11 protein-coding genes are annotated in these 11,563 nt (G+C 44.5%); 7 read left to right on the top strand and 4 right to left on the bottom strand.

Annotated features, from left to right (window positions below):
• On the bottom strand, positions 1 to 444 hold a 444-nt coding region (locus tag B7C60_RS19510; RefSeq protein WP_281251719.1), incomplete at its 3' end, for a glyceraldehyde 3-phosphate dehydrogenase NAD-binding domain-containing protein.
• A 26-nt stretch (positions 445 to 470) separates the two neighbouring features.
• Complete coding sequence (locus tag B7C60_RS14455) at positions 471 to 812, bottom strand: metalloregulator ArsR/SmtB family transcription factor (protein ID WP_099612266.1); 342 nt, start codon at positions 810 to 812, stop codon at positions 471 to 473.
• Between the two features lie 350 nt (positions 813 to 1,162).
• Between B7C60_RS14455 and B7C60_RS14450 the strand changes: the two genes are divergently transcribed.
• From B7C60_RS14450 to phoU, 5 genes are all read left to right on the top strand, one after another.
• On the top strand, positions 1,163 to 2,185 hold the full coding sequence (locus B7C60_RS14450) for a substrate-binding domain-containing protein (RefSeq protein WP_099612265.1): 1,023 nt from the start codon (positions 1,163 to 1,165) through the stop codon (positions 2,183 to 2,185).
• Positions 2,186 to 2,254: 69 nt separating this feature from the next.
• Positions 2,255 to 3,640, top strand: a complete 1,386-nt coding sequence (gene pstC, locus B7C60_RS14445) for a phosphate ABC transporter permease subunit PstC (protein WP_099612264.1) — start codon at positions 2,255 to 2,257, stop codon at positions 3,638 to 3,640.
• Positions 3,633 to 5,027 carry a phosphate ABC transporter permease PstA gene (pstA, locus tag B7C60_RS14440; protein WP_237665767.1) on the top strand — a complete coding sequence of 465 codons (1,395 nt, stop codon included), beginning with the start codon at positions 3,633 to 3,635 and terminating at the stop codon, positions 5,025 to 5,027. The genes pstC and pstA overlap by 8 nt, the downstream gene beginning before the upstream one ends.
• Positions 5,028 to 5,065: 38 nt before the next feature.
• Complete coding sequence (gene pstB, locus B7C60_RS14435; RefSeq protein ID WP_216639339.1) at positions 5,066 to 5,872, top strand: phosphate ABC transporter ATP-binding protein PstB; 807 nt, start codon at positions 5,066 to 5,068, stop codon at positions 5,870 to 5,872.
• A 22-nt stretch (positions 5,873 to 5,894) separates the two neighbouring features.
• Entirely contained in the window at positions 5,895 to 6,638 is a 744-nt protein-coding gene (gene phoU, locus B7C60_RS14430; protein ID WP_099612263.1) for a phosphate signaling complex protein PhoU, read from the top strand.
• Positions 6,639 to 6,942: 304 nt separating this feature from the next.
• Here phoU and B7C60_RS14425 read toward each other — a convergent pair whose 3' ends face one another.
• On the bottom strand, positions 6,943 to 7,707 hold the full coding sequence (locus tag B7C60_RS14425; RefSeq protein WP_099612262.1) for an EAL domain-containing protein: 765 nt from the start codon (positions 7,705 to 7,707) through the stop codon (positions 6,943 to 6,945).
• A gap of 622 nt (positions 7,708 to 8,329) precedes the next feature.
• Here B7C60_RS14425 and B7C60_RS14420 point away from each other — a divergent pair.
• Together B7C60_RS14420 and B7C60_RS14415 are read left to right on the top strand one after the other, a co-directional pair.
• The gene (locus B7C60_RS14420) at positions 8,330 to 9,820 is read left to right on the top strand and encodes a SulP family inorganic anion transporter (RefSeq protein WP_099612261.1); all 1,491 of its coding nucleotides are present in this window, start codon (positions 8,330 to 8,332) and stop codon (positions 9,818 to 9,820) included.
• 10 nt (positions 9,821 to 9,830) lie between these two features.
• Positions 9,831 to 10,679: a universal stress protein gene (locus tag B7C60_RS14415; RefSeq protein WP_099612260.1), complete on the top strand. Its 849-nt coding sequence runs from the start codon at positions 9,831 to 9,833 to the stop codon at positions 10,677 to 10,679.
• Positions 10,680 to 10,772: 93 nt separating this feature from the next.
• Here B7C60_RS14415 and B7C60_RS19505 read toward each other — a convergent pair.
• Positions 10,773 to 11,563, bottom strand: a 791-nt coding sequence (locus B7C60_RS19505) for a BCCT family transporter (protein ID WP_245869500.1), incomplete at its 5' end; no start/stop codon positions are given.

Genomic DNA, 11,563 nt, shown 5'->3' with positions numbered 1-11,563 from the left:
CGTCACGATGCGATGTTCTTCGGGGTTAAAGCTTTGGTCATTGACGCCTACCACAATATTGGCAATGCCCGCTTCTTTAACGGGTGCAGACACAACAACCCGCTTCACTCCCTGTGCAAGATATTGATTTAAATATTCACTTTTACGATGCACTCCCGTGGCCTCAATCACCACATCGCACCCAGACCAATCCACTGCATCAATCGCTTGTTGTTGCGTGGTGTGAATCAATTTGCCATCGATGATCAGAGTCTTACCCTCTGCTCGAACGTCATGATGCCAACGCCCCTGTACCGAATCAAACTCAAGTAAATGCGCCAACGTAACAGCATCACCCGCGACGTCATTGATCTGCACAAATTCCATGTCCGGCCAATCATACGCTGCACGTAAAGCTAACCGACCGATACGGCCAAAACCATTGATTCCTACTTTAATCGACATAATCTTTCCTTTTTAAAAGCGTATGGTTAGACACAGCACTGTGGGCGTAACTTCATCGCCGCTAAGCGAACCATGTCTTGCTGGTATTCTTCTTTTAAGCAGTTGGAATCCACCAACCCTTGGATCTGTTTTCTCATCCAACCTGGCAGATGTTCAGATAAACGATAAAAAACCCACTGCCCTTGGCGTACATCCACCACCACACCACTTGAACGCAATAAAGCCAAATGGCGCGAAATCTTTGGCTGACTCTCTTGTAAAGCCTCGGTCAGCTCAGCAACACAAAGCGGTTGTTCACGGGCGATCATCAATAAACAGCGCACTCGGGTTTCATCAGCCAGTAATTTAAAAAATTGATGAGGAAGCATAGTTATTACCTTATATGAATATACGCATATATTACAGTTGAAACGTCACACGTCAAGACAAGCTCGACGATTGTCATAAAAATTTCATCCTAAGAAAGACAACGGTGTAAGAGATATCAGGATGATACTGTCATGATAAAGTCATAGCGCTATAATAAGGTTCCTTGCTCCGGTTCTGTTTCTTTCATTCCCTTTTTTATTTTCCGCTCTGTCACATGATTGTCATATAAAATCCATTTTACTGTCACACAAGCCGCCCAAAATTCAACTCAGTTAAACCAAACAAAGCCGCTTACGGAAGGCGAATCAGCCACAGCGGTTTACGATCTGAAATTAACGAGGGAAATATTATGAAGTTTGGACGCAACGCGCTATTGCTTGCCTCAACCATCGCCACGGCTATCTCAGCACCTGCAATGGCCCGTGAAACTATCCAAATTGCTGGCTCTTCCACTGTGTTACCGTTTTCATCGATTGTCGCAGAAGAATTTGGTCAAACATTCGCCCAGTTTAATACACCGGTAGTCGGCTCGGGTGGCTCAAGTGGTGGTTTACGTCAATTTTGCCAAGGTGTCGGGGTCAACACCATCGATATCGCTAACGCCTCTCGTGCAATTAAAAGCAGTGAACTAGAAAGCTGCCGTGCTAACGGTGTCACCGAAGTAATTGAAGTCAAAGTGGGCTACGATGGTATCGTTTTTGCCTCTCGCACAGACAGCGGCAGCTTTGCTCTCAAACCTGAACATGTGTTTAAAGCAGGTGCGGCTCAAATCCCTCAAAATGGCAAAATGGTCGCCAACCCATACACCAATTGGAAACAAATTGATTCGTCACTGCCTGATCAAGAAATTTTACTTGTCATTCCTGGTTCTAATCACGGCACTCGTGAAGTATACGAAGAAAAAGTGGTTCATCCTGGTTGTGAAACTTTTGCAGAAGTGCAAGCTCTGGATAAAAAAGCCAAAACAAACTTCTGTAATGCAATCCGCACCGATGGACGCGTAGTCGAAGTTGCTGGTGACTACACAGAAACCTTGGCTCGTTTAGATGCACAACGTAATGCTCTTGGCGTCTTTGGGTTGAGTTTTTATGACCAAAACCGTGACCGCCTCAAAGTGGCTACCGTTAATGGTGTCACGCCAAGCTTAGAAACCATTGGAACGGGTGAGTACCCAGTTTCTCGGCCACTGTTCTTCTACATTAAAAATGCCCACGTTGGGGTTGTCCCAGGGTTACTTGAATACGCACAATTTTTTGTCAGCGAGCAAATGGGTGGCCTGGGTAGCCCATTAGAAGCCGCTGGATTGATTCCAATGGATGATAAAGAACGCGCTCAAGTTGCAAACAATATTCGTAACCGTAAAACACTTTAATACCCAATAAAGTGGCAAGAGGTTGAAGGTTCAGCCTCTTGTTGCTGTTTTAATAAGGTAAGGACAGTAATGAGTAATATGATGCTAATGGTTGTACTACTCGCGGTGATGGCTTTAGCATATCAGCTTGGGCTAACCCGCAGTAAAAAAGTGGCATCGACCAATACGGGACAAGTACAACGTCTACACTCCCGGCCGGTTTACCACGGTATGCTCACTCTCTTGTGGGCAATTGTGCCTGCGTTTATCGTATTTGTGCTTTGGTCAATTTTTTCGCCGAGCCTGATCCAATATTTTGTTCTCGATCATCTACCTGCAGAGTTTCAACCCACCACAGCTGATCATGCACGAGTGTTAATGAACCGACTGAATAATCTCGTGAGCGGTTTTGCGGTCGCCGATGATTTTGCCCGTTATGAAATTGCGGCGGCTGACTACCTGCAACACCTCCAGTTCCGCAGCCATGTATTACTCAGTGGTTTAATGGCAACACTGGCCGCAACAGGATTAGTCTTTAGTACTCGCCGGATTCGAGCCGATTTACGCGCTCGCAATCAGGTTGAAAACGCATTGCACATCTTACTGATTCTTTGCTCTGCTGTCGCTATCTTAACCACCATCGGCATTGTTCTTTCTATGGTGGGTGAAGCCTTCCGCTTCTTTAGTTTTGTTAATCCGATGGATTTTTTCTTCGGTACGACCTGGAACCCGCGCTTCTCAACCGTCGGGGCTAGCGGACAGACGGGTTTTGGCATGCTGCCTCTACTGGCTGGCACCTTCCTGATCGCTTGTATCGCACTTGCGGTCGCAATCCCTATCGGGTTGATGTGTGCGATCTATTTAGCTGAATACGCGCCAAATCGAGTCCGTTCGATTGCAAAACCAATCATTGAGATTTTAGCGGGCATCCCAACCATCGTATACGGCTTTTTTGCCTTAATCACCGTCGGCCCATTTTTAACCGAATTAGGTCATCTTCTCCATATTGATATTCGTGCCACTTCTGCACTCACGGCAGGGATAGTCATGGGGTTAATGGTCATCCCATTTATCTCATCATTATCAGATGATATTTTAACTCAAGTGCCTAAAGCGCTGCGTGATGGTTCGCTCGGCTTGGGCGCAACTAAATCAGAAACCATCCGAAAAGTTGTCTTACCTGCAGCATTGCCTGGAATAACTGGCGCAGTTTTACTTGCTGCCAGTCGAGCCATTGGTGAAACCATGATTGTGGTTTTAGCCGCAGGCAATAGTCCGGTCCTCACCGGAAATCCTTTTGAAGCGGTCTCCACCATGACGGTCACTATCGTCAATCAATTAACCGGTGACACAGACTTTGCCAGCCCTCAATCATTAGTCGCCTTTGCATTAGGGTTAACTCTGTTTGTGATAACCCTATTCCTTAACGTCATTGCCTTGATGATTGTACGTAAATATCGAGAACAATATGAGTAATGTCATGGACAGTATCATGCAAAATTTAACCACAACTCCTGCAGATACCACACGTCAACGGGAGCAAACCAAACATCGGATAGCGCAATCACTTAAGAAGCGTCACGCGAGTGAACGTCGCTTTAAAATGTTTGGTATCGGCGCGGTAGGTTTAGCACTCAGTTTCGTGTTGATCTTATTTGTCTCTATTCTTTCCAAAGGCGTACCGGCTTTTTGGCAGGCCACTATCAGCTTAGAGGTCTACTTTGACCCTGAGGTTATCCGTATAGACCCTAAACCAGTTCAACACAATGAAGAGTCGGTAGCTGAATTTCAGCAACGTATGTTAGCTTGGCAAACAAGTCTTGCCATGGTCAATTTCAACCGTATTATTATCAACAGTTTAGCCAGCGAAATTCCGGAAGCGACCCGTTATCAGCGTGATGCTCTGCGTTTAATCACTAGCGGTGAACGTTTTGCGCTACGCGATATGGTCACCAATGATCCAAGCCTGATCGGTCAAACGGTACGCCTTAATCTTCTCGCTGACGCCAATGTCGATGTCTGGTTAAAAGGAAATATCGACCGCAATTTACCGGACTCTCGTCAGCAACTTAGCTCAAGAACCCGTGCTTGGGCCGATGAGCTGGCTGAGCGTGGTGTGATTGAAAATAAATTCAGCACAGCCCTGTTCATGAATGTCGACTCACGCAGTTCTCTCGCCTCTGCGGGGCTTGCAGGTGCCTTTATGGGCTCTGTCTTTATGATGCTAATTGTCATGGTGCTAGCGGTGCCGATTGGCGTTGCATCTGCCATTTATCTTGAAGAATTTGCGCCTAAAAATAAACTCACCGACCTCATTGAAGTCAATATCAATAACCTCGCCGCCGTCCCTTCAATTGTGTTTGGTTTACTTGGCGCTTCGGTGTTTATTTTGTGGTTTAAACTGCCGTTATCTGCCCCGTTGGTTGGTGGGCTGGTGTTAACACTAATGACCTTACCTACGGTCATTATTGCCACTCGCTCTACGCTCAAAGCGATTCCCCCGTCAATTCGTCAAGCGGCATTAGGTATTGGGGCATCTAAAACACAAGCCGTGTTCCACCACGTATTGCCTCTTGCCCTACCCGGTATATTAACGGGGGCTATTTTAGGTATCGCTCAAGCATTAGGAGAAACCGCCCCTCTCCTTCTCATCGGTATGAATTCCTTTGTTGCCAGTATACCGGGAACACCGATGGATCAATCGACCGCCTTACCCGTACAAATTTTCCTCTGGCAAGGCAATGAATTACGTAACTTTTTTGAAGCAAGAACCTCCGCCGCCATCATTGTCTTGTTGGCACTGATGATCAGCCTAAATGCGTTGGCAATTTGGTTACGTCGACGCTTTGAAACACGATGGTAATCAATATGATAAGTGAAGCAGTAATGAAAAAACAGTCCATGGTTGACCCCAAAGTAGTTCGTCATCCATCTAAAGTCAATGTGGTCAAAAAACCCAAAATGGCAGCTCGTGATGTCAAAGTGTTTTATGGTGAAATCGAAGCTTTGCATGGCATCAATATGGACATCGTTGAAAATGAAGTGGTCGCTTTTATCGGCCCCTCTGGCTGTGGTAAATCCACCTTTTTGCGTTGCTTAAATCGAATGAATGACACCATTGATACCGCACGTGTGGAAGGCGCTGTCACGCTTGATGGACAAGATATTTATCATCCAAGCTTAGATGTCGTTCAGCTACGAGCTCAAGTCGGAATGGTATTTCAAAAACCTAACCCGTTTCCTAAATCAATTTATGAAAATATCGCCTATGGCCCACGATTACATGGTCTGGTGGATAATAAAAACGATTTGGATGAAATTGTTGAAAACAGTTTGCGTCGCGCAGGGTTGTGGAACGAAGTAAAAAACCGTTTATCCGCGCCGGGTACCGGATTATCTGGCGGACAACAGCAGCGTTTGTGTATTGCACGAGCCATCGCCGTCAATCCAGAAGTCATTCTGATGGATGAGCCTTGCTCCGCATTGGATCCCATCGCGACCTCGATTATTGAAGACTTAATTGATGAACTCAAAGGTAGCTATACCATTGCCATGGTCACGCACAATATGCAGCAAGCTGCACGAGTTTCAGATAAAACCGCATTTTTCCATATGGGTAACCTGGTAGAACTCAATGACACCCGCGAACTTTTCACCAACCCACGTGATAGTCGCACAGAAGATTATATTACCGGTCGCTTCGGTTAATTGACGATTTTAGGAGAAATTTATGCCAACTCATCGTATCGATGGGCACACCTCACACAGCTACAACAGTGAACTGCGTTCTATTGTTGATGGGGTTGTTAATATGGGCGATTTGGTGATTACCCAAGTTCGCCATGCTTTAAGTGCATTTATGACCGGTGATGCCGCCCTTGCAAAGCAAGTCATTGAAAACGATCATAATATCAACTTACTTGAACTGGCGATTGACCAACAATGTATCGATATTTTAGTCAAACGGCAACCAGCAGCTCGGGATTTACGTGCCGTGTTTTCAATTATGAAAGCAATCATGGATCTTGAACGCATCGGCGATCAATCTAAACGCATTGCTCATGCGGTATTACGTTTAAAAGAACATCATCCGGGTAAAAAAAATTACTTTGATGGCATTGAAATGCAAGAAGATGCGTTTGAGCAGATCAATGCGCACGTAATAGATATGCTACAAAAATCGATGGATGCCTTTCATAATATGGATGCGGAAGAAGCAGTACAAGCTGCAATATTGGACAATCACATCGACAACAGCTATGGGGAAATTTTACGGCAAAATGGTAAAGATATGCTGGTTCAGGGAACACATTACCAGACTATCTTAGAAATTACTTGGATTGGTCGTGCGGTAGAACGTATCGGCGATCATGCTCGTAATATCTGCGAATATACCATTTATTTCGTCAAAGGGCTGGATGTTCGACATAAAAAAGATCAAGAAATTGCTGAGTTATTAGCCAAAAAGTATTGAGCTATATTTATCGATTCACATCGCTAAGCATAAAATCCTACTTGTATCATGACTCCCGCGCGAGCGGGAGTTTATCCCGCAACGCACAAATAACGGTGACATAAGAGTAAAGCCCTATCAATAAAAATATGATTACACGATTAACATCCACCAGTACAGCCAATATTGCTGCAACATTAATGAGCAATAAGATAGCAAGTCCCCTTGTCACCTGTTAGCATCAGCTTTGCTGGTTGCTAAAGCTGGCTAATTGTTATAACGGGCGAATTGTTATAACGGACAGATTGTTATAACGGACAAATTGTTATAGCAGGCTAAAATCAACCTCTGGTAATGATTCAAAACCTGGCTTAGCAAAATAGTACCCCTGCATGAGGTCAACACCGATATCGCGTAAGAATTGCATTTCTTCTCGGGTTTCAATTCCTTCGGCTAATGGCGATATGTTCAGTTGACGAAGCATGCTAACGCAATGTTTAACGATCACTTGTCGAACAGCATCTTTATCAATATTACGAATCAAACTCATGTCTAATTTAGCAATATCGGTCTGAAAATCAGCGAGCCGGTTTAATCCAGAATATCCCGCGCCAAAGTCATCAATTGCCGTTTTGAAGCCTAAATTTCTATAATATTGGATAATATGTTGTATGTGCTGGTGATCCTGAACTTGTTCACCTTCTGTAAACTCAAACATGATTTGCCGCAACGGGAAATTATATTGATTCGCCGCCTCTAGCGTTGTTCTTATACAACGTTCTGGGCGATAAACCGCATTAGGTAAAAAATTAATACTGACCATCGAGGTAATATTCAGCTTTGAGGCTAAAGCGATCGCTTTTATCCGACACAGTTGGTCAAAGCGATACCGATTATCCTCCGTTACCTGTGAAATAACAGACAATGCAGATTCATTTTGTAACCCTCTGACCAAAGCCTCGTAGCCGAATACCTGCTTAGATGAACATTGAATGATGGGTTGAAAGGCCATGGTAAAATCGAAGCTAAGATCACGCCCTTCCATACATTGCTTGCAGGAAAAGTCGCTATCATTTGGTAGATCATTCATACTTGGTCTCTCATTATGGATGGAATCAGGTTTCATTTTTTAAGTACCTGTACTTAGGGTTCCAGCTTAATTTATCAAAAAGCGCGCAACCGACGATTAACCATCAGATAATGATAGATTAGGTAAAGTTGGTCAAATAATCACTATAATCAACAAATTAAAAGACGATTGTTTTGTTCACTGAACATCGCATATGCAAACGTTAATTCACCATATCAAAATATACCCAAACCACTTGGCGTTGCAGGTAAGCGGCAAGTGGGTGACAAATTTGTCTGAAACAAATTTGAACAGCCGTAGGCTGGCCTTTGATGAGAGCCACAGATGGCTCTCATCATCCCCATGAGCATAGACAGACGATGTGATTGGGGACAAAGAACGTAGCCAACACTCCTGCAGATTGAAGTAGGAAGGGTATAGCTGAGTGAATGATTAACTCCAGCTCGACATCAATTCATTCACCTGACTTGGAGAAATGCTTGATTGACCTTTAGGGTCTGAATGGCTAAGATCTCGCCCCCAATATCAGTCAGGAGATACCGTGCATGCCACTTACGCCGCCCTAGCGCGACCTTCACCTCTCACTTCACACCTTTTTATTTCATTTTTATAGAGAACAAACATGTTACAAAATATTAAGCGCGATTGGTTTTCCAATGTGCGAGGGGATGTTTTAGCTGGTCTTGTGGTTGCGTTAGCACTGATTCCTGAAGCGATCGCTTTTTCTATTATTGCCGGCGTTGATCCGAAAGTGGGTCTATACGCTTCTTTTAGTATTGCGGTGATTATCGCCTTTGTCGGTGGCCGCCCGGGGATGATCTCCGCAGCAACGGGGGCCATGGCATTATTAATGGTCACTTTGGTTAAAGAGCATGGCTTACAATATCTATTAGCCGCCACAGTATTGACCGGTATTTTTCAAATTGCGGCAGGTTACTTAAAATTAGGTAACTTGATGCGTTTTGTATCGCGTTCAGTGGTGACCGGCTTTGTCAATGCACTGGCGATTTTAATTTTTATGGCTCAGTTACCTGAGTTAACTCATGTCACCTGGCATGTCTATGCCATGACGCTGGGGGGGTTAGCTATTATCTATCTTTTCCCTTATCTCCCGATGATTGGTAAGATGTTGCCTTCACCACTCGTTTGCATCATCACACTGACTCTGATCGCCATCAGCTTTGGTATCGACATTCGCACTGTCGGCGATATGGGCGACTTACCGGATACACTCCCTATCTTTTTATGGCCTGACGTGCCGTTCAACCTTGAAACCTTATTCATTATTCTGCCTTATTCGGCGGGACTTGCCGTGGTTGGTTTACTCGAATCCATGATGACCGCGACCATTGTCGATGACCTCACGGATACCCATAGTGATAAAAACCGCGAATGTAAAGGCCAAGGCCTAGCTAACATAGCTACCGGCTTTATCGGTGGCATGGCGGGCTGTGCAATGATTGGTCAATCAATCATTAACGTGAAATCAGGTGGACGAGGACGCTTATCCACTTTCTGCGCTGGGCTCTTTTTGTTGATCATGGTGGTGTTTTTAAGTGACTGGTTAAAACTCATCCCAATGGCTGCGTTAGTTGCGGTGATGATCATGGTTTCCATCGGTACATTTGCTTGGGGCTCGATTCGAGATCTTAAATCCCATCCGATTTCAACCAATATCGTCATGATTACCACTGTGGTTGTGGTGGTGTTTACCCATAACCTCGCGATTGGAGTGGGGATCGGTGTATTGCTTGCCTCACTATTCTTTGCCAATAAAATTGGCCGCTTTATGGTGGTGAAAAGTAATCTGACTCAAAATGATACCGAACGTACTTATCATGTTGTTGGGCAAGTCTTTTTTGCCTCGTCCGATCAATTTATTAAATCGTTCGACTTCAAAGAAGTCCTTGAGCGTGTCACTATCGACCTTTCTGCGGCACATTTTTGGGATATCACCGCTGTATCCTCATTAGATAAAGTGGTGATAAAATTTCGCCGTGAGGGAACTGAAGTGAATCTGGTGGGGATGAATGAAGCAACCGCCACCATTGTGGATAAATTTGGGATACACGATAAGCCTGAAGAAGTAGAAAAACTTATGGGCGGACATTAAGGAGCAAGTCATGACAAATATTATTGCCTGTATCGATGGTTCTAGCTACTCACAATCAGTAGCGGACTTAAGCATTTGGACTGCGCAAACTCTGTCTGCACCATTAACACTTTTGCATGTGCTTGATAAATCAGAGCGAGAAACCGAGCCAGAGCTTTCAGGAAATATCGGGCTGGGCAGCCGTGAACATCTACTACAAGAATTGATTGAGTTAGATGAAAAACGAGCCAAAGTCGCATTAAGGCACGGAAAGGCACTGCTCAATGAGTTGGAAGCAAAAGCATTAGAGTCTGGTTTTGCTAATCTAACTAAGTTGCAAAAACATGGTGACTTACTAGAAACACTGCTTGATATGGAACAAAACATTCGTGTTCTTGTGGTCGGTAAATCAGGTGAAATGAACCAAAGTAACACCAAAGCGGTGGGCTCTCAGTTAGAGAGTGTCGTTCGTACCATTAAAAGCCATATTCTTGTGGCAACGGGCGACTTTACGCCACCAGAAAGTTATCTATTAGCTTTTGATGGCAGTGAAATTAGCCACAAATTAGTTGAAAAAGCCATCAATACTCCACTTTTGAAAGGGATGACGTGCCACCTCGTTATGGTGGAAGATGCTAATGATAAAGCGGAAGCTTTTACTAAAGCAGCGCAAAAACTGAGAGAAAATGGCATTGAGGTGGTTGAAGCCAGCTTAACGGGTGAAGTTCATCGTGCCATTTTAAATTATCAAGAGAGCAATGCACTAGGCTTAATCGTTATGGGCGCTTACGGACATTCCAAGCTCCGTCAGTTTTTTGTCGGTAGCAACACCACAAAAATTATTGTTGAGTCTAGCGTTCCGTTATTGTTGATTCGCTAACGAACCTAACTTTTACCCATTATCATCAGCCAATAAAAAGCCCTAACCACCGTTAGGGCTTTTTTAATGGCATTTTATACCGTTGCTACTTGGTTACTTAGCTTTTCTTGGCTCGCTCATCAGCCCTTTAATTAAGGAGACGGCAGCCACTAACAGTACGATAGTAAACGGAAGGCCAGTAGTCACCGCCATCGCTTGTGCTGCGGCAAGACCGCCACCTAACATCAGAGAAATCGCCACTAACCCCTCAAACGTACACCAGAAAATACGTTGCGGTGTCGGTGCGTCCACTTTACCACCTGCAGCAATCGTATCGATAACTAAAGAACCAGAATCAGAGGAGGTTACAAAAAACACCACCACTAAGATAATCCCCACAACAGAGGTTATACTAGCCAACGGCATCGCATCTAACATAGCAAACAATTTCACCGGTAAATCGGCCCCAATAACGGCTTGATAACCATCATTGACGTATTGGCTAATCGCGGTGCCACCAAACGCGGTCATCCAGAAAACACAAACGGTCGACGGAATTAAGAGTACACAGACAATAAACTCACGCACGGTTCGTCCACGAGAAACTCGGGCAATAAACATCCCAACAAAAGGAGACCAAGAGATCCACCATGCCCAATAAAAGGCAGTCCAACCTTGTGAGTAATTGACATCTTCTCGCGCAAACGGCATTGAAAGCTCAGGTAATGTCGTGATATAGGCAAAGATATTGTCAAAGAACCCAGTCAAAATGGCGAGAGTTGGTCCTGCGATCACAATGAATAACAACAATAAAGCAGCAAGCCCCATATTGATTTCAGATAAGCGTTTCACGCCACTATCTAAACCCGCCACCACTGAAATTAACGCAAAACCGGTGATTACCA

The sequence above is a fragment of the Vibrio fujianensis genome, assembly GCF_002749895.1.
Classification (GTDB): Bacteria; Pseudomonadota; Gammaproteobacteria; order Enterobacterales; family Vibrionaceae; genus Vibrio; species Vibrio fujianensis.
The sequence above is the reverse complement of the archived record's forward strand: the minus strand, read 5'-3'. Positions and strand labels throughout refer to the sequence as shown.

Bases quoted from the DNA above. Each gene is read 5' to 3' on its own strand.
- B7C60_RS14455 (WP_099612266.1), bottom strand. From the start codon at position 812: ATGCTTCCTCATCAATTTTTTAAATTACTGGCTGATGAAACCCGAGTG.
- B7C60_RS14450 (WP_099612265.1), top strand. From the start codon at position 1,163: ATGAAGTTTGGACGCAACGCGCTATTGCTTGCCTCAACCATCGCCACG.
- pstC (WP_099612264.1), top strand. From the start codon at position 2,255: ATGAGTAATATGATGCTAATGGTTGTACTACTCGCGGTGATGGCTTTA.
- pstA (WP_237665767.1), top strand. From the start codon at position 3,633: ATGAGTAATGTCATGGACAGTATCATGCAAAATTTAACCACAACTCCT.
- pstB (WP_216639339.1), top strand. From the start codon at position 5,066: ATGGTTGACCCCAAAGTAGTTCGTCATCCATCTAAAGTCAATGTGGTC.
- phoU (WP_099612263.1), top strand. From the start codon at position 5,895: ATGCCAACTCATCGTATCGATGGGCACACCTCACACAGCTACAACAGT.
- B7C60_RS14425 (WP_099612262.1), bottom strand. From the start codon at position 7,707: ATGAATGATCTACCAAATGATAGCGACTTTTCCTGCAAGCAATGTATG.
- B7C60_RS14420 (WP_099612261.1), top strand. From the start codon at position 8,330: ATGTTACAAAATATTAAGCGCGATTGGTTTTCCAATGTGCGAGGGGAT.
- B7C60_RS14415 (WP_099612260.1), top strand. From the start codon at position 9,831: ATGACAAATATTATTGCCTGTATCGATGGTTCTAGCTACTCACAATCA.